Raw genomic sequence first — 18014 nt, forward strand, 5'->3', positions numbered from 1 at the left:
ATCAAATGGATTAAGGATTATTTCCCCTCTTCCATTTTTCTTTTCAATTCTGCTAATGCATCGATATCTCCAAGAGTTGATCTTTCTTCATTGTTTGAAGAAGACGACATATTATTGTTGTTAGATCTGTTGTTAGAAGCTTCTCTTGAATTTTTCTTCTCTTCGTCTCTGAAGATTCCGGTGTGAGAAACCACTACTCTCTTAAATTCTTTGTTGAACTCGATTACTTTGAAGTCAGCTTCTTCACCTTTTTTGATTTTAGATCCGTCTTCCTTCTCTAATAATCTTGAAGGGCAGAATGCTTCAACCTCAGCATCTTCGAACTGTACAGAAGCACCTTTATCATGTACTTCTACCGCTTTACCAGCATGGATTGTTCCTTCAGCATATTTAGTTTCGAATGCATCCCAAGGATTATCTGTCAATTGTTTGTGACCTAAAGATAATCTTCTTGCCTGAATATCCAGTTCAAGAACGATAACATCTAATTTATCACCAACGGCACAGAACTCAGAAGGGTGCTTAATTTTCTTAGTCCAAGAAAGATCAGAAATGTAAATTAACCCATCGATTCCTTCTTCCAATTCTACGAATACTCCGAAGTTTGTGAAGTTTCTTACCGTTCCTATATGCTTAGATCCTACCGGATATTTAGCTTCGATATTTTCCCATGGATCTTTGTTCAATTGCTTGATACCAAGTGAAATTTTTCTATCTTCTCTGTCTAAAGTCAATACCTCAGCTTCTACTTCATCACCTACTTTTACAAAGTCACCTGCAGATCTTAAGTGAGTAGACCAAGACATTTCAGAAACGTGGATTAATCCTTCAACACCAGGAGCAATTTCTACAAATGCACCATAGTCAGCAAGAACCACTACTTTTCCTTTTACTTTGTCTCCAACTTTCATATCAGCAGAAAGAGCATCCCAAGGATGAGCCTCTAATTGCTTCATACCCAATTGGATTCTTGTTTTCTCGTCATCAAAATCAAGGATAACTACTTTCACAGTCTGTCCGTCCTCAAGGATTTCAGATGGATGGTTCACTCTAGACCAAGAAAGGTCTGTAATGTGAATCAATCCGTCTACACCACCAAGATCTACGAATACACCGTAAGAAGTAATATTCTTAACAGTACCTTCAAGAACCTGACCTTTTTCAAGCTGAGCGATGATTTCTTTTTTCTGACCTTCGATATCTGCTTCGATCAATGCTTTGTGAGATACCACTACGTTTTTGAACTCAGGGTTGATTTTCACAACTTTGAACTCCATAGTTTTACCTACGAACTGATCGTAATCTTTAATTGGCTTAACGTCAATTTGAGAACCAGGTAAGAATGCTTCGATTCCGTGTACATCAACGATCATACCTCCTTTAGTTCTTGATTTTACAAAACCGTTAACGATTTCTCCAGTTTCGTGAAGTTCGTTTACTCTATCCCAAGCTTTAAGCGTTCTTGCTTTTCTGTGAGATAACTGTAATTGTCCGGTTTTGTCTTCTCTTCTGTCAACCATTACTTCTACCTCGTCACCTACGCTTAGGCCTTGGTTGTAACGGAATTCGTTAAGAGAAATAACACCTTCAGATTTGAAGTTGATGTCTACGATCGCTTCTTTGTCAGTTAATCTTACTACTCTACCAACTAAAACGTCATTGTCGCTCAGGTTGTTAAGAGATCCGTTGTAGATTTCTTCTAAATCGCTTTTTTCTTTTCTCGCATCTGCATCAAGTCCGGATTCGAAAGAATCCCAGTCAAATTGTTCCGGTGCTACGTTTTGGTTTAATAAAACCTCTGCTGAATTTGTCTCTTTTGACATTTTCTAATAAAATTTGTATTCCTTCTCTTTTAATTGTCTGAATGAATGTGGGATTTAAAAAATACGGAAGTAATTAATTTATACTATTTTACCTTTTCAGACCTTTACCACAAAAAGTTTTGCAAAGATACGAATTAATTTATTACTAATAAATTTTCTTTCCTATATACTATTTAGAAGGATAAAATTTTCAATAATTTCACCAATTCACATAAGAATATTTAACAAAACTAAATTTCTATAATCAAAAGTTCAACATTTAAAAACTATAACATGTATAAATATTTCCTTTTAATCTTTATTAGTATGACTTCTTTGGGTATAGATACGGTAAAAGCATGTACTATATTTTCCTGTTCTAGAGGTGGCAAAACATTTACTGCAGCTAATGAAGATGACATGACTCCTTTTACAAGAATCTGGTACAGCCCTGCTACCAAAGACCGTTATGGATCTGTAAGTTTCGGAGCTGCTGATATGCAGGCCGCCGCCGCAATGAACGAATACGGCCTATTCTATGATTTTGCAGCAGCCAACTACGATCTGAGCAAGCTGAATCTGAATAATCCTTATAAAGGAGATCTGATGTGGGAAATATTAGGAAAATGCAAAACTGTAAAGGAAGCCATGGTATTTCTAAAAAAATATGCCTATGCAATATCTGCAAAAGCTCTGCTGGCAGATAAAGAAGGAAATTCCATCGTGATTACACCCGGCGGAATCATAGAAAAAACCGGCGACTTTCAGGTAAATTCCAACTGCAATATGATCGATGGAAAACTTTCCTGCAGAAGACCGGACATCGCCAATGAAATGCTTGCTGCCTCCAAAGAAAATAATGTCGGGTTTTTAAAAACCATTTTAGACAAGACTCATCAGGAAGGAGAACTGAACACGTTATATTCTACTATCTGTGATCTTAAAAGAGGAATTATCTATATCTACCTTTTCCATGACTACAATACAGTCTATAAAATCGATTTAAAATCTGAGTTAAGAAAAGGACATCATATAGAAAATCTGGCCGATCATTTTCCTGCTTCATTTGCATATGAGAATTTTTACAAAAATCATGATTTATATCTTTAAAGAAATACTGGATAAAGGAGCAGATGCTACCATCAATCATTATATTGCAGAAAGCGAAAAATCTGATCCCAAAAATAAAAACCTCGATCCTTCTCTGCTTGAAGTGGCCTTACAGCTCATTAAATACTCATGGAACGAACATAATAACGGTGACATGTGGAATTATTGGTTCAGCAAACCCAACGGATACGATATCAAAGCATATAAAGACACACGCCTGGCAGCCGCTGAAAAACTTTTAAAATACCTCTCCGATAAGGAAGAAAAAGATATGAAGCTCCGCAATTTCATGTACGAAATATCCGGATTTATTAATGCGTTGCAGGGAAACACAGATATCGCCAAAGAAATTTTATAACAAATCCATTTCCAATCCGAAGGAAACCTATCCGGTTACTTTATTAAGAGGAAAGGAGATGCTAAGCAGGCTGCATTAGGTTTCATTTTAAGAATATTATTGGCTTTAAACATAAATATATTAAAGCTTTTTAATCGTTGTTTCTTTCACGCTCACGCTTAGGTTGTGTACTATGAAACTTAAAGGCCCAACTCACACTTGCTTTCTAAATTCACTACCTTTGCAACATGGAATTACAATCAATCTACGACAAACTGCAGATTCAGGATATGAATCAGATGCAGAAATCCACATATAAAGCTACGGAAAACCAACAGGATGTTGTTCTGCTTTCGCCGACCGGTTCGGGGAAAACACTCGCTTTTTTATTTCCAGTTCTCAGAAATCTGAAAAAAGAGGCTTTGGGAATCCAGGCTTTAATCCTGGTTCCGGCAAGGGAACTGGCTTTACAGATTGAGCAGGTTTTCAAATCGATGGGTACGGATTTTAAAGTTTCCGTGTGTTACGGCGGGCACGATAAAAAGATTGAGGTTAATAATTTAATTGAAGCTCCTGCCGTTTTAATAGGAACTCCGGGAAGGGTGGTTTATCACCTGAGAAATAACAATTTCAATCCGGGAACCATTCAGACCTTAGTGCTGGATGAATTTGATAAAGCATTGGAATTGGGTTTCCATGAAGATATGGAATTCATTTCCAATTCTATGAAAGGGCTTTCGCAACGAATTCTGACTTCTGCAACAGCAATGGATGAAATTCCGAAGTTTACCGGACTGAAAAATGAAAAGCTTGTAGATTTCCTGAAATTAAGTGAAGTAAAACCGGACATCCAGCTTAGGAAAGTGATGACGATTTCTGAGGAAAAATTAGATACCCTTTTCAATCTGATCTGTAAAATAGGAAATAAAAGAACGTTAATCTTCTGTAACCACCGTGAAGCGGTTGACCGTATTTCCGAACTGTTGCGTGAAAAAGGAATTGACCGGGAAACCTTCCATGGCGGTATGGAGCAGGATGAAAGAGAACGCGCTTTATTAAAATTCAGAAATGATTCGGCAAGGATCTTAATCACCACCGATTTGGCATCAAGAGGTCTGGATGTTCCTGAAGTGGAATCGATCGTGCATTATCAGCTGCCTCCGAAAGAAGATGCTTTTATCCACAGAAACGGGCGTACCGCAAGAATGAATGCAAAAGGTTTTGCCTACCTGGTCATGACCGAAGAAGAAAACTTCCCGTTTATTAAAAACAATACTCCGGAAGAAAATGTTGTAGGCTTTAATAACATTCCTGAAAAAACTCCGTTCCAGACCATCTACATCAGTGCCGGAAAAAAAGATAAGGTTAACAAAGTGGATATCGTAGGGTACCTGATCAAAAAAGGTGAACTTCAGAAAGAGGATATCGGCCTGATCGAAGTTAAAGATACCACTTCTTATGTTGCAGTTTCAAGAAACCAGGTACATGCTCTTTTAAAAAAATTAAGTCATGAAAAACTGAAAGGCAAAAAAGTAAAAATGGAGGTTGCCTATTAATAAATATGTTGACTTTTATAGTTTTTAAGCTGAATGACTTTATAACAAAAGCAGGCCGTAGCCTGCTTTTCTGCATATATTATTCGTAAAAAAGTTAACGCTATTTCACTCCCTTCACTTTTGTCGGTAAAGTATATACTGATTTTGATGCCGTGATAAATAGTATATCATGATGTTTTCCTCCAAAAGTGACATTGGAAGTCCAGTCTTCTTTGATAGGAATGTGGTAGATCTTTTTCCCTTCAGGGTTAAAAACATGCACTCCATCCCCTGTTAAATACAGGTTTCCATGTTTATCCAGTGTCATTCCGTCTGAACCCATTTCACAAAACAGTTTCTTTGCAGAAAGTTTTCCTTCTTCCAAAATATCATATTCATACGTTTTTCCGGCATCAATATCCGAAACATAGAGTTTTTTGAATTTTTCGCTGCCTACAATACCGTTGGGCTGGGTAAAGGTTTCAATCTTGGTTACATTACCTTCTTTATTTCTGTAATATAGGCTTTTATGCGGAGTTTCCTGTTTGAAATCTACCCAATAATCTCTTTCATACAAAGGATCCGTAAAATACATTCCGCCGTGGGCATCATTCCAGATATCGTTGGGACCATTCAGTCTTTTGCCTTCAAAATGATTCAACAATACTTCTACCTTTTTATCTTTTGAAATTCTCCAGATTTCCCCTTTATTATCCGAACAGGTAATAAGATGGTCATCTTTGTCAAAATGCATCCCATTGGCACGTCCTGTATTGTTCATAAACTCATTTACAGTATTGGTTTTCCAGTCCCAGTAATAAATTTTATCATTAGGCTGATCGGTAAAATAAACATTTCCCTCTTTGTCCGATGACGGTCCTTCCGTAAATTTAAACTGGTCCGAAATTCTCTCCGGCTTTCGATCTTCATAAAACATAGCATTGGTATTTAGTGATTTGCAGTTTACCAATGCTAAAACCAAACCAAGACAGCCGGCTTTCCAGATATTTTTCATTGTCGCTTATTTTATATCGACTGCAATTTACAATATGCCTGGTGAGATTCAAAGTGTAATTTCTTTTTTAATCAATCAAAATACAATTATTAAAATGTCCGAATTATCCTATTTAAGAAGAAGATTATATTAGTAAAAAATGCCATTATTGATGAGCTTTGCAGGAGTCAAAGAGTTAATCTTTTGAAATTAGTCAAATACCAATACGATGAGTATACTATCCAAAAATATAGAGTCTGCAGGAACAGATGACGAAAGTTTCAGAAATTCAGTGGGTACCATGGACGAGTCAGGAAGAAGAAAATGGGTGTATCCAAGAAAGCCGAAAGGGAAATACACAAACTACAGAAATTATGTCAGTTATGCCTTATTGGCTGTATTTTTCGTATTGCCGTTTATAAAAATCAATAAAAATCCTTTTCTGCTTTTTAATATTATCGACCGAAAGTTTTTCATTTTCGGACAGCCTTTCTACCTGCAGGATTTTTTTATTTTAGCTTTGGGAGCCGTAACCTCTGTTATTTTTGTCATGCTTTTTACGGTTGTATTCGGAAGGATTTTCTGCGGATGGCTGTGTCCGCAGACCCTTTTCATGGAAATGGTCTTCAGAAAAATCGAATTCTGGATCGAAGGTGACAGAAACAGGCAGATGAAGCTAGACCGACAGGAATGGGATAGTGAAAAAATAAAGAAAAGGCTGATGAAGTGGTCTGTTTTTGCTTTGATTTCCGTTGTCATCACCAATTTTATGTTTATGTATATTATCGGGTATGAAGAAGTTTTTAAGATTATCCTTGAGGGTCCCGCTGATCATTCGCTGAAATTTATAGGGATGATCGGGTTTGCACTCACGTTCTATTTCGTTTTTGCCTGGCTTCGTGAACAGGTTTGTACCCTGGTTTGTCCGTACGGAAGACTTCAGGGAGTTTTAATCGATAAGCAGACCATCAATGTTTATTATGACTTCAAAAGAGGAGAAAACCGCTCGAAATGGAGGAATAATGAGGACCGGAAAGCTTCCGGGAAAGGAGACTGTATCGACTGCCATCAGTGTGTGGTGGTTTGTCCGACAGGAATTGACATCAGAAACGGCCAGCAACTTGAATGTATCAACTGTACCGCCTGTATTGATGCCTGTGATGAGGTGATGGAAAAAGTAGGTCTTCCTAAAGGACTCATCCGTTATGCTACTGAAGCGGAAATCGAAAGCCGGCAACAATTCAGTTATACCTCAAGAATGAAAGCTACTACTGTAATTCTTGCTTTATTAATAGGATTTATGGGTTTTCTGATGTATGACAGAGGTTCCATGGAAGCAAAATTCATTAAGCCAGCCGGCTCAACTTATTTTATTAAAGATGGGAAAATAACAAATACTTTTATTTATACGCTCTTAAATAAATCCAATGAACAGAAAATGCTGACGATTAAAGTCATTCAACCCGGAAATGCGGCAATAGACTTTTTCGGTTCTGAAAAAATTATTCTAAAAGGCGACCAGATTCTGAAAGGAAATATCAATGTTTCATTTCCTGAAAAAGATATCCCGTTTTCCAAACAAAAAATGACCTTCGGGATTTTTGATGAAAAAGGAAAGATGCTTGATTCTTTTGAAACGGTCTTTGAAGGACCTTTCAAATTGATGCTTTAATATTCAGGACCTGTATTTTTAATAAATTGAGTGGGCGTCATGCCGGAAATATTCCGGAAGACTCTCACAAAATAAGAATATTCTTCATATCCCAGTCGAAATGCAATTTCCACAAGGCTTTCGTCCAGATATATTAACATTCTTTTGGCTTCAAGGATAACTCTTTCCGTAATTACTTCAGTGGCAGTTTTCTGAACAACAGCCTGAGTAATCCGGTTTAAATGTTTTGATGATATATTCATCGCCGAAGCATAAAAACTCACTGATCTCTCATTTTTAAAATGCATTTCAACGCAATCTTCAAAATCTTGATAGTGCTTAATATATGAAAGACCAGCTGATGCAGCCAGAGGATCAAGATCCCTTGAAAACATTCTTGCTGAATGAATAAAAATCTGCGATATCAATGAAAGGATCAGACCGTTTTTCATAAACTTCTGAGTAAGATATTCATCCTGGATCTTCAGAAAAAGCATAAGGTTCATGTTCAATTCACGGGAATTCAACTGAAGCTTTCTTGAAAAGGTAACCGACCCGAAGAAAGGAAACGCTCTAAGCTTCTGGTTTACATAATGCATTTCATAAAACTCCTGCGAGCAGAAAAAAATATAACCGTCAATATCATCGGTAAGCTCCCAACTGTGGATTTGCCCGGGAGACATGAAGAAAATACTGCCTGCAGAAACATCATATTTCTGGAAGTCTATTTCATGGATTCCCGTTCCCTGTGTAAAAAGTATAGTGGCATAAAAATCATGCCTGTGCGGTTTTTCCAAATGCCTGTGGCCTACCTGAAAATGGGTTTTTAAAGTACTGAAATAAAAATCCGGGGTATTTTTACCTCCCTGAAAAAGATCAATATTAAGAACCGAGATTGAATCCAACTGAATTTTTATTTAACCCAAAAATAATGAAATAAAAACATTTTCTTCGAACACCGCATCATATTTCTTTCTTTGCTTCTCAAAAACAGAGGCAATTTTAGCACCTGTATTTTTGATGCATTTTAAAAATTATTTATCTTTGAAAATTAGGATTCTGACAATGAAGTTAAATTTACCCGATAAACTGTATTATTCCATAGGTGAAGTAGCCAAAGCATTTGACGTAAACGCTTCATTAATACGGTATTGGGAACAGGAATTCCCCATCATCAAGCCTAAAAAAAATAAAAAAGGAAACCGTTATTTCACCCCGGAGGATATCAAAAATCTTCAGATGATTTATCATCTGGTGAAAGAAAAAGGCTACACGCTTGATGGCGCAAAGGTTGCCCTTACCACCAACAGCAAAATCTCCGAAACCATTACCCTTATTGACAGGCTGGAATTTGTGAAAGCCGAACTGCTGAAACTGAAGGATTCACTTGTGGAAAAGAACACCGAATAATTAAAAATATTCGTTAATTTTCATTTTACCGGTTTATTTTTTAAACTGAATAAAACAAATGTATAGAGTAAAATAATTCAATTCATATTGACTTATTGCAAATACCTGATTTTATGAGTAGGTTTAAGCATGAAAAAGACCTATTACCAAAAGCTGGCATTCATGGGAATGATACTGGTCATTCTTTTTGCCTTTCAAAACTATACAGGCTCTGAAAAAGAAGATTTTTCCGGAGTGAAATTCATAACATCCAATTCCACCCTGCCGCATCTTACAGAATTTGATCCTAACGAACTGAATGAAAAACAATGGAAGAACCTGGGATTCACGGATAAGCAAACCGCCACTATTCTCAATTATAAAAAGATGATCGGCGGAAAGTTTGTGTCTAAAGAACAGTTTAAAAAATGCTTTGCCATTTCAGAAGAAAAGTTCGGCGAGCTGCAAGCCTATATTATGCTTCCGGAAACAAATAAGGAAGCAAAATCCAAAAATTTTACCAATTATAAGAAAACTTCCATCAGTATTCCCGGGAAATTCAATCCTGATTCCTATGCTGTTCATGACTGGATGAAAATAGGATTCAGTGAGAGACAGGCTGAAGCGATTTTAAAATATAAAAAATTTTTGGGAGGAAGTTTTGTCAGCAAAGAAAAGTTTAAAGAGTGTTTTATTATTAATGAAGAAAACTATAAAATGCTTTCACCTTACTTGTTACTTCCTGAAAAAACACCTGATACCTTCAGACATGATCAAAAAACTTTTGAGTTTAATAAAACAAAGGCCCGTTACCATGCTTTCGATCCAAATACGACAGATCTTGAAGGATGGAAATCTCTTGGCTTCTCAGACAAACAGGCTCAGACCATCATCAACTACAGGGATAGAAACCTTAAAGGCAGCTTTAAAAGCATGGAAGACCTTCAGAAATGCTTTGTGATTTCTGCAGAAAAGTTCAACGAAATGAAACCGTATATACAGCTGAGCCAGGCAACGATTGTTCAAAACAGGAATAACAAGACAACTGAATTTGAACAGGAAAAAACAGATTTCTCAAAGACCGATATAAACAGCATCACCTTCAGACAGCTTCTGGAATTCGGTCTTGATGAAAGAAGTGCCGGCTCCATCATCGGTTTCAGGAAAAAACTTGGCGGATTCGTGAATAAGGAACAGATTCTTACGACTTATAACATTGATACGGAACTGGTGAAAAAACTTCTTGCCACAGCTCCACTGAATACAGCCAATGTCCCAAAATATAATTTAACAGATGCTCCGGAAGAATGGCTGAAAAACCATCCTTACTTTAAATACTCTGCTGATAAAATTATTTTTTACCGGACCAGCGAAAAGGATGAAAATAAAATCTGGAAACTTCTTAAAGTGAAACCGGAATACGAAGCAAGAATGAAACTGTACCTGAAATAAAATAGGTAAAAGGTTATAAGTGATGAATTGGCTTTTACCTGAATATATATATAAACTTTGTCAAAGTTTTCCTGGGAAACTGTTTAATCAAATGTTTTACTTGATCCTTCAAGCATTGTATTCAAAGCGGCAAGCTCATCTTTGGTAAGATCCCTCCATTTCCCGACAGGAAGATCAAGTTTAATATTGAGAACACGGATACGCTTCAGTTTTTTAACATCATAGCCAAGGTATTCGCACATTCTACGGATCTGACGGTTTAGGCCCTGAGTCAATACAATCCGGAAATTCATCTCATCAATCTTTTCCACTTCACATTTTTTAGTAACCGTATCCAAAATCGGAACGCCATTCCTCATCTTCTCTAAAAATCTTGGAGTTATGGGCTTATCCACTCTCACAATATATTCTTTACCGTGGTTATTTCTTGATCGGAGGATTTTGTTTACAATATCACCATCACTGGTTAAAAGAATCAGCCCTTCGCTAGGCTTATCCAGTCTCCCGACCGGAAAAATCCTTTTCGGATGGTTAATATACTCAATGATATTATTCTGTTCACGCTTGGTGTCAGTAGTACAGACAATTCCTACAGGTTTATTGAAAGCAATGTACACATGATCTTCTTCGGGCTCACGGATGGGCTTGCCGTCTACTTCAATGACGTCTTCATCAGAAACTTTCGTCCCCATTTCCGGAACCACACCATTGATTTTTATCCTTCCTTCTTCCAAAAGCTTGTCTGCTGCTCTTCTTGAGCAGTATCCCACTTCTGACAAATATTTATTGATACGTGTTTTTTCCATTAATCTTCTCCGTAGGCCGTATAATTTTTATTGCTGAAAATCGTGATTCCATAACTCAGCCCAACAAAAACGGCACTTGAATTTTCAAATTTATGACTTTCCAAAATAATTCCTCCTTCCTGGCTTAATCTTTTTGAATATGAAACCTGCATTCCTATTTTTAAACCATAAAACTGTGAGTCAGAAACAACAGAATTATTGATCTGCTTTCCGTAGCTAAGGTCAATAAATATCGGTTCGTCTCCGGCATTGAATATAACTTTAGGCTGGATTACCCAATACAGCAGATGAAAATTATCATCGATAAAACTGTACTTCAGTCCCGAGCCCAGAGCCAGGTTCGGTATGAAATTATAACCTGCAACAGCAGTAATTCCATAGGTGATTTTGTTAGGGAGATAAGGGGAAATGTATTGCTGATAATATTGAGAATCTTTATTCTGACTGTCTTTGATACTGTTGCCGAGATTGTATCCTAAGTTCAGGGTAGGATTTACATATAATCCCATAGTCTGTTTTTTGTTTTGCTGCTCTTGGGAAAAAGCAAATGCCGAACAATATAAAAACGTTAATAAAAATATTTTTTTCATTGTTTTCAATGGTTAATTTTCAAATCTGAAATCATTTTCCAAAAAATCCACGGTTGCATCATCAATAGAATAATCACCTATTTTCGTTCTTCTCAATTGGGTCAGATAAGCGCCAACCCCCAACTCCTGCCCGATATCATGGGCAAGGCTACGGATATACGTTCCTTTGGAGCAGCCAACGGTAAAACTGATCAGTGGCAGATGAATTTTAATATCATTAATATAATGAATGGTTGTTTTCCTCGGCTTCATTTCAACTTCCTGCCCTGCTCTAGCCATATTATAGGCTCTTTTTCCATCAATTTTTATAGCCGAAAAAACAGGTGGCGTCTGATCAATCTCTCCTACAAATTTTTCTATTGCCGCATTAATATCTCCATCTGTAATATGGGAAATATCCTGGTGAAGGATTTCCGGCTTTTCGGTGTCATAGGATTCGGTCTGGACTCCTATTTTGATCTCTGCCCGGTATTCTTTTGGGGCATCCTGAATTTCAGGGATTTTTTTGGTAAATTTTCCGCAACACACAATTAAAAGCCCGGTAGCTCTCGGATCAAGGGTTCCTGCATGGCCTATTTTAAATTTCTTGGGAAGATCAAATTCTCTTCTGAGCTTATATTTCATTTTATTGACCGCCTGAAAAGAGGTCCAATCCAAAGGCTTGTCCAGTAAAAATATGTGTCCTGATTGTAAGTCTTCTGCCGTCATTAATTGGTAGGTAATAAGTAATGATTAACCGAATATTTATTCAATTAAATTTTATTTGAAAAAATAGAAATAGATGAGCAAAGCGATCCCAACAAAAATACGGTACCATCCCCAAGGTCTAAAGCCGTACTTATTCAAAACTCCGATAAAAGCTTTGATGGCAATCAGAGCCACAATAAATGCCACGACGTTTCCTACAATAAAAACAGTAATATGTTCCTGCGAAGCCATAATCATCTCGTAGCCTTTCTGAGGGTTCGGGGTTTCCTTGCCCCAGGTCTTTACAAAGACTGAATACACCGTTACGGCAAGCATCGTTGGCACAGCCAGAAAGAATGAAAACTCAGCTGCCGCTTTTCTTGTTAGGCCTTGAGTCATTCCCCCAATAATAGAGGCTGCACTCCTGCTTGTACCAGGCATCATCGCCAGACATTGCCAAAAGCCTATCGTAACCGCTTTTTTTATGGTAATTCCTTTTTCATCATCAATTTTGGGATTTTTAAACCATTGGTCCGCAAATAATAAAACAACTCCTCCAAGAACCAAAACTGAAGATATAGCAATCTGGTTTCCTAAAACCGCTTCAATTTTATCATCGAACAGATATCCTAAAACCAAAGCCGGTAGTACTGCAAAGGCCAGCTTAAAATAAAACTGCAGGTTTTTTAAATCAAAGAATTTTTTCCAATATGCTACTACCACTGAAAGAATTGCCCCAAACTGGATAGACACCTGGAACATTTTTAAAAATTCAGTTTCTTCCAGCCCCATTAAGTTCGCTGTAAAACCCATATGTGCAGTCGATGAGATCGGAAGATATTCCGTCAACCCTTCCACAATGGCAATGATAATTGCTTTGATTAAATCCATAATTATTTAAAAGTAAAAGATTAAGAAATTGAGAGATTCAGACAAAAGCTCTAAATTTCTCAATTTCTTAATCTCTAATAAAAATTTATTTTCTATTTTCTTTTTAAAATCGCATATACTTCAATTGCGAAACCGAGAACAACAAACATTGGTGCAATTCTGATTCGGCGAATGGAAAAAATTCCGTCATTCCAGGAATTCGGATCAAATTTTCCGTTTACGGTATTTGCATCAGACCCCATCATCAGCAGAAAACCTACAACGATGCATGCGAAGCCAATCAGCATCCACTTAAAATTCTGTTTTCCAAAATAAAAAGTATTTTCTTTTGGAACTTCAGTGGTTTGTTTTCCGAAGTTGTCAGCGGAAAATTTATTTGTTTTTTTGCTCATTTTGTTAAGAATAATATAAGTCGTCGACGTTTGATCTTAAGAATCTCCAGGTTGCTATAATCGTACTGAGAACCGTAATAAAAATACCTATTCCGATGATCAGCAATACCAGCCAGAAATATTGGTTGTTATCCTGTACGAATGCAGAACCTATCTGGCTTGTGAAATAATACCAGACTCCAAACAGTGCCAAAAGCCCGATCGCAGATCCGATAGCTCCTAAAATAACAGCTTCCGTAATAAAAGGCTTCAGAATAAATCTTCTTTTTGCCCCTACCAGCTGCATGGTTTTAATGATAAATCTCTTTGAAAATATTTTAAGCCGGATGGAATTGTTAATCAACACTACAGCCAAGATTAAAAATAATATAGAAAATCCCAGAATCCATTTAAGAATCCTGCTTAGGTTGTTATACACATCTACCATTAAGGTACTGTCGTTTTTAACATCAATAATTCCAGGGACTGCCTTGATCATTTTTAGAGCTGCATCAATTTTTGCAGGATCCACGTATTCAGGTTTCAGGGCAATTTCTATAGATGAAGGGAAAATGTTTTCTTCAAAAAGTGCATCCGTATCAATACCCATGCTTTTCTTAGCTTCCTGCGATGCCATTTCCCTCGTGATATAAGTTGCTTTCTTTACGGGAGCCAGGGTCTGAATCTCTTTGTAGACTTCAGCTTCCATCTTCGCAATTTTTACAGAATCCTTTGCATCATAGTTCTCATCAAAATAGGCATTCACGACAAGTTGTTCTTTGATGTAGTCGGAATATTTCTGGGCATTGATCAGGATAAGTCCCATTAATCCTAACAAAAATAACACTAAGGCAATACTGATTACTACCGTAATATTGCTAGACCTAAGCCTTTTCTTATTGAATTCATCTACAGATTTAGCCATTAATATTAAAATTTTTGGCTAAAATAGAAAAAAACTTCCGAAATTTGGGAACGAAAAAGATAAAATCACTGTTAATAAAATCATAAAAAACATTGAGTGTAAAAGCAAAAAAACATCTTGGTCAGCACTTCCTGACAGATGAAAACATCGCAAAAAATATTGTAGAAGGTCTCAGTTTTGAAGGCTACAGCAATACCATGGAAGTAGGTCCGGGAATGGGTGTTCTCACAAAATATCTTCTGGAAAAAGATCAAAAAATCTATCTTGCAGAAATTGATAACGAATCTATTGATTATCTGAAAAATAATTACGCTAAAGTAACAGAAGAAACTTTCGTCGGAGATTTTCTTAAACAGGATTTTCAGTTTACTCATGGGGAACAGATTGCTATTATCGGAAATTTCCCCTATAATATTTCTTCACAGATTCTGTTTCGGATTGTAGATCATTATGAGCTGATTCCAGAAATGGTAGGGATGTTCCAGAAGGAAGTTGCCGAAAGAACCGCAGCTGTTCCGAGAACGAAAGATTATGGGATTCTTACCGTATTGATTCAGGCATATTACGACACTGCATACCTGTTAACGGTTCATGAAAACGTATTTAACCCTCCACCAAAGGTAAAGTCCGGTGTTATCCGGCTGACACGCAATCCAAAAGAAGGGCTGAAAGGCAATGAGGTTTTATTTAAACAGATCGTAAAGGCAGGTTTTAACCAAAGAAGGAAAAAACTTTCAAATGCTTTAAAAATCTTAAATATTCCTGAATCTTTAAAAAACCATGAATTTATGGATAAGAGAGCGGAAGAGCTTAGTGTGTCTGACTTCATTTCCTTCACGCAGCTTTGGAAGGAAAATCAATAATTTCATAAATATACAATATCGTAATTCTTCCTGTTGAAATGTAAATATGGTGATCACCCACATTTAACATAAAACAAAAGCCCTTCAGTTAAACTGAAGGGCTTTTAATTTGCATTATCGGAATGTATTATTCTCTGTTTTTAAGCATAATCCATCCGGACTGGCTCATCGTGGTTTTTGATTTAGGGTACTGGAAATTGAATTTATACCAATACGTAGCCGTAGGTAACCTCTTCCCTACCAGCGTTCCATCCCAGATAGGCTTTTCTTTTGAGAAACTAAAGATTTCCGCACCATAACGGTCATATACAGATCCCGTAAAATTATTAAACGCTCCAAGAGCCGTAAGGTCTAACGTATCATTAACACCGTCCTGATTAGGCGTAATAACATTTGACAGGTGTAAAGTGAAGAATTCAAGCGCTCCGACACAGTGCGTTCCTACTGATCTTACCTGAAGCTGATACGTCGTATTGTTCTGAAGACCTGTAAATACATTTGACTGCTGCCATGAGATACCGCCGTCAACGGAATATTCTGCCGTCTGCGGAATATTATTGATCATAGGAACTTCTGCCGTAATGGTTAATGTGTTATTGCTGTAATCTACATTGCTAATATACGGAGACGCTGCCCCCATTACTTTTGCCGTAAATGTTCTTTCACAATACCCATTTTTAACAGTTACCGTATAAATCCCCCATTTGTCAACATTAATTGTCTGGGTGATCGCACCTGTGCTCCATAAATAAGTATAGTTAGGACCGGCACCCGCATCAAGTGTTACACGGTCGCCTTCACACATTTCAACATCCATTAACGGAGAAGTAAGGTCAGGAACAACCTCCACTGTTATTTTAGCCGGCTGTAAAGATTTACACCCTTTAGGTCCTAAAGCATATACCGTGAAAGTAGTGGTATTATAAACGGTTGCAGACTGAGCGTTTCCTGTTCCTGAAAAATTAGCCCATTCGTAAGTAGTTCCTCCGGTAGCGGTTAAGTTTACCGTGTCTCCGGGACATACTTTTATTTTTGATGCCACCAGACTTGCTGTAGGAGTAGCCTCTTTTAACAACTTCAGTTCTACCATTTTACTACAGAACCCTCCGTTTGAAACCACTACATAGAGTGTCTGACCGTCATTCCCGTTATAATGTAAAATATCCTGAATAAAATTGTTATTCTGTGCAATAGCATCTGCCTGATTTACATAAAAGTGGAAGATTGCACCCGGAGTTGTGCTGATCGATGGGATCGCATCACTGAGATCAAACCACGTGATGTCCGGTGTTGTACATAATAATAATGTAGCATCAACTGCCGAAGGCGTTGTTCCTCCATTGATCTTGATATTTGCTTTTCCTGGACATGGGTTCCCCGGAAATAATACCTGAATTTCATAATTACCCGGCTGAGTAGCCGTAATGGTAGGAGTTGTAGCTCCGGGAATTGCCACCCCATTGAAATACCACTGGTAGTTCAGGTTGGGATCACTTACAGAAGCTGTAATTACCTGAGGTACATTGTCACAGACATTGATTTCTTCTGGTAAAGTACCACCTGAAGGGTCTAATAATTCTACCCCGATATTAAAGGAGCCTCCTTCAAGAAATACGGCAGAGTCATAGTTGCTGTCTATTGCATCAGCCAAAACCATTTTAAAATGGTATGACTGTCCCGGAACTACCGTAGCTGTTGCCTGTAAAGGCACTGTTCTTCCATTAAAGTTGGTCTCGATAGCTGCAGCATTGTATCCTGCGAAAAAAGAAACGTTAGGAGCACCACATCCCATATCAAATCCGGTATCACTGTTCTGAGGATGGATGTTGGTTACACTCACAGGGCCTGTACCCGGCGCAGGTAAAATAGCCATATTCACATAAGGCCCTCCAGCTGTAGGCTTCAACAGTAATGCAAAAGCATCTGAGAAACCGCATGGGAATGTGCTGGTATATTCTTCAGAGGCAAAGAGATAATTAAATTTAACCTGAGAGGAAGTAGGTACAAAATCGAATTCTAAAATAACAGCATCATTAAGTGTTCCTGACGGACTTGTAGCCGCTACAAGATCAGGATCACTTCCTGTTGACAAATCATCACCAAGTGTAGAGCCAATAAAGTTGTTACCTGCTTTATTTACATATCCTGTTGAAAGAACGATTCCATCTTTGAACGGGAAATTCGTAGTTCCTTTATGAAAATATCCCCATGATCTGTTAGCATCACTTGCCGGAAGATTCGGACTTATCTGCACATTTGATACGTTAGGCGTAACGCATGAATTGGTGCCTGATGAAATTAACACATCCTTCACCAATTGAATGGGTGTATAAGCGGATGGCGCATAGCCAGGAGCATTCACATCAATGAAAGCCCCTGCTTTCATTGTTAATGATGATGCTTTTTCTTTCTGAGGTTTTCTGGGATTATTTTTCTGTGCGTAAAAGAGACTCGGCGAGGAGGCCATTAATAAGGAAAATAACAGTAGATATCTCTTCATAATATTTTTGTTTCAACAAATTTAATTTTTTTTTATAAATACCATATAAATATTTGTTCTTTTTATACAGAAAAAGTAAAACCTCCCGGGTTGAGAGGTTTTTACAGAATA

Annotated in this window: 17 protein-coding genes; 7 read left to right on the plus strand and 10 right to left on the minus strand. The window is 37.4% G+C overall.

The window, feature by feature from the left end; translation table 11 throughout:
• Positions 1-17: 17 nt before the first annotated feature.
• Entirely contained in the window at positions 18-1823 is a 1806-nt protein-coding gene (gene rpsA / locus MKJ01_RS12890; protein WP_241614503.1) for a 30S ribosomal protein S1, read from the minus strand.
• Between the two features lie 273 nt (positions 1824-2096).
• On the opposite strand from rpsA, the gene MKJ01_RS12895 reads away from it, so the two are divergent.
• From MKJ01_RS12895 to MKJ01_RS12905, 3 genes are all read left to right on the plus strand, one after another.
• Positions 2097-2912, plus strand: coding sequence for a hypothetical protein (locus MKJ01_RS12895; RefSeq protein ID WP_241614504.1), 816 nt, complete (start codon positions 2097-2099; stop codon positions 2910-2912).
• Positions 2896-3270 (plus strand): hypothetical protein, encoded by a 375-nt coding sequence (locus MKJ01_RS12900; RefSeq protein ID WP_241614505.1) that lies wholly within the window; start codon positions 2896-2898, stop codon positions 3268-3270. The genes MKJ01_RS12895 and MKJ01_RS12900 overlap by 17 nt, the downstream gene beginning before the upstream one ends.
• Before the next feature lie 227 nt (positions 3271-3497).
• Complete coding sequence (locus MKJ01_RS12905) at positions 3498-4805, plus strand: DEAD/DEAH box helicase (RefSeq protein WP_241614506.1); 1308 nt, start codon at positions 3498-3500, stop codon at positions 4803-4805.
• Positions 4806-4905: 100 nt separating this feature from the next.
• On the opposite strand, the gene MKJ01_RS12910 is transcribed toward MKJ01_RS12905, so the two are convergent.
• Positions 4906-5799, minus strand: coding sequence for an SMP-30/gluconolactonase/LRE family protein (locus MKJ01_RS12910; RefSeq protein WP_241614507.1), 894 nt, complete (start codon positions 5797-5799; stop codon positions 4906-4908).
• A gap of 208 nt (positions 5800-6007) precedes the next feature.
• Between MKJ01_RS12910 and ccoG the strand changes: the two genes are divergently transcribed.
• Entirely contained in the window at positions 6008-7450 is a 1443-nt protein-coding gene (ccoG, locus tag MKJ01_RS12915) for a cytochrome c oxidase accessory protein CcoG (RefSeq protein WP_241614508.1), read from the plus strand.
• Here ccoG and MKJ01_RS12920 read toward each other — a convergent pair.
• Positions 7447-8334: a helix-turn-helix transcriptional regulator gene (locus tag MKJ01_RS12920; protein WP_241614509.1), complete on the minus strand. Its 888-nt coding sequence runs from the start codon at positions 8332-8334 to the stop codon at positions 7447-7449. The genes ccoG and MKJ01_RS12920 overlap by 4 nt on opposite strands.
• A 160-nt stretch (positions 8335-8494) precedes the next feature.
• Here MKJ01_RS12920 and MKJ01_RS12925 point away from each other — a divergent pair, with 160 nt between their 5' ends.
• Together MKJ01_RS12925 and MKJ01_RS12930 are read left to right on the plus strand one after the other, a co-directional pair.
• Complete coding sequence (locus MKJ01_RS12925; protein ID WP_241614510.1) at positions 8495-8839, plus strand: MerR family transcriptional regulator; 345 nt, start codon at positions 8495-8497, stop codon at positions 8837-8839.
• 129 nt (positions 8840-8968) lie between these two features.
• The gene (locus tag MKJ01_RS12930) at positions 8969-10270 is read left to right on the plus strand and encodes a helix-hairpin-helix domain-containing protein (RefSeq protein WP_241614511.1); all 1302 of its coding nucleotides are present in this window, start codon (positions 8969-8971) and stop codon (positions 10268-10270) included.
• An 83-nt stretch (positions 10271-10353) separates the two neighbouring features.
• On the opposite strand, the gene rluF is transcribed toward MKJ01_RS12930, so the two are convergent.
• From rluF to MKJ01_RS12960, 6 genes are all read right to left on the minus strand, one after another.
• Entirely contained in the window at positions 10354-11076 is a 723-nt protein-coding gene (gene rluF / locus MKJ01_RS12935) for a 23S rRNA pseudouridine(2604) synthase RluF (protein WP_241614512.1), read from the minus strand.
• Entirely contained in the window at positions 11076-11666 is a 591-nt protein-coding gene (locus tag MKJ01_RS12940) for a hypothetical protein (protein WP_241614513.1), read from the minus strand. Before MKJ01_RS12940 ends, rluF begins: the two co-directional genes overlap by 1 nt.
• A 12-nt stretch (positions 11667-11678) precedes the next feature.
• Positions 11679-12374, minus strand: coding sequence for a tRNA pseudouridine(55) synthase TruB (truB, locus tag MKJ01_RS12945; protein WP_241614514.1), 696 nt, complete (start codon positions 12372-12374; stop codon positions 11679-11681).
• Between the two features lie 51 nt (positions 12375-12425).
• Entirely contained in the window at positions 12426-13244 is an 819-nt protein-coding gene (locus MKJ01_RS12950; protein WP_241614515.1) for an undecaprenyl-diphosphate phosphatase, read from the minus strand.
• Positions 13245-13336: 92 nt separating this feature from the next.
• Entirely contained in the window at positions 13337-13636 is a 300-nt protein-coding gene (locus MKJ01_RS12955; RefSeq protein WP_241614516.1) for a DUF3098 domain-containing protein, read from the minus strand.
• Positions 13637-13640: 4 nt separating this feature from the next.
• On the minus strand, positions 13641-14540 hold the full coding sequence (locus tag MKJ01_RS12960) for an ABC transporter permease (protein WP_241614517.1): 900 nt from the start codon (positions 14538-14540) through the stop codon (positions 13641-13643).
• 92 nt (positions 14541-14632) lie between these two features.
• Here MKJ01_RS12960 and rsmA point away from each other — a divergent pair, with 92 nt between their 5' ends.
• The gene (rsmA, locus tag MKJ01_RS12965) at positions 14633-15403 is read left to right on the plus strand and encodes a 16S rRNA (adenine(1518)-N(6)/adenine(1519)-N(6))-dimethyltransferase RsmA (protein WP_241614518.1); all 771 of its coding nucleotides are present in this window, start codon (positions 14633-14635) and stop codon (positions 15401-15403) included.
• Positions 15404-15530: 127 nt separating this feature from the next.
• On the opposite strand, the gene MKJ01_RS12970 is transcribed toward rsmA, so the two are convergent.
• Positions 15531-17903: a choice-of-anchor L domain-containing protein gene (locus MKJ01_RS12970; protein ID WP_241614519.1), complete on the minus strand. Its 2373-nt coding sequence runs from the start codon at positions 17901-17903 to the stop codon at positions 15531-15533.
• Positions 17904-18014 lie beyond the last annotated feature (111 nt).

Origin of the sequence: Chryseobacterium sp. SSA4.19, from assembly GCF_022601875.1 — a bacterium.
Classification (GTDB): Bacteria; Bacteroidota; Bacteroidia; order Flavobacteriales; family Weeksellaceae; genus Chryseobacterium.

What these genes read in the sequence shown, in the direction of transcription:
- MKJ01_RS12970 (WP_241614519.1), bottom strand. Translation starts at nt 17,903, where the DNA reads ATGAAGAGATATCTACTGTTATTTTCCTTATTAATGGCCTCCTCGCCG.
- rpsA (WP_241614503.1), bottom strand. Translation starts at nt 1,823, where the DNA reads ATGTCAAAAGAGACAAATTCAGCAGAGGTTTTATTAAACCAAAACGTA.
- rluF (WP_241614512.1), bottom strand. Translation starts at nt 11,076, where the DNA reads ATGGAAAAAACACGTATCAATAAATATTTGTCAGAAGTGGGATACTGC.
- MKJ01_RS12950 (WP_241614515.1), bottom strand. Translation starts at nt 13,244, where the DNA reads ATGGATTTAATCAAAGCAATTATCATTGCCATTGTGGAAGGGTTGACG.
- ccoG (WP_241614508.1), top strand. Translation starts at nt 6,008, where the DNA reads ATGAGTATACTATCCAAAAATATAGAGTCTGCAGGAACAGATGACGAA.
- MKJ01_RS12905 (WP_241614506.1), top strand. Translation starts at nt 3,498, where the DNA reads ATGGAATTACAATCAATCTACGACAAACTGCAGATTCAGGATATGAAT.
- MKJ01_RS12925 (WP_241614510.1), top strand. Translation starts at nt 8,495, where the DNA reads ATGAAGTTAAATTTACCCGATAAACTGTATTATTCCATAGGTGAAGTA.
- truB (WP_241614514.1), bottom strand. Translation starts at nt 12,374, where the DNA reads ATGACGGCAGAAGACTTACAATCAGGACACATATTTTTACTGGACAAG.
- MKJ01_RS12895 (WP_241614504.1), top strand. Translation starts at nt 2,097, where the DNA reads ATGTATAAATATTTCCTTTTAATCTTTATTAGTATGACTTCTTTGGGT.
- MKJ01_RS12955 (WP_241614516.1), bottom strand. Translation starts at nt 13,636, where the DNA reads ATGAGCAAAAAAACAAATAAATTTTCCGCTGACAACTTCGGAAAACAA.
- MKJ01_RS12930 (WP_241614511.1), top strand. Translation starts at nt 8,969, where the DNA reads ATGAAAAAGACCTATTACCAAAAGCTGGCATTCATGGGAATGATACTG.
- MKJ01_RS12910 (WP_241614507.1), bottom strand. Translation starts at nt 5,799, where the DNA reads ATGAAAAATATCTGGAAAGCCGGCTGTCTTGGTTTGGTTTTAGCATTG.
- MKJ01_RS12940 (WP_241614513.1), bottom strand. Translation starts at nt 11,666, where the DNA reads ATGAAAAAAATATTTTTATTAACGTTTTTATATTGTTCGGCATTTGCT.
- MKJ01_RS12900 (WP_241614505.1), top strand. Translation starts at nt 2,896, where the DNA reads ATGATTTATATCTTTAAAGAAATACTGGATAAAGGAGCAGATGCTACC.
- MKJ01_RS12960 (WP_241614517.1), bottom strand. Translation starts at nt 14,540, where the DNA reads ATGGCTAAATCTGTAGATGAATTCAATAAGAAAAGGCTTAGGTCTAGC.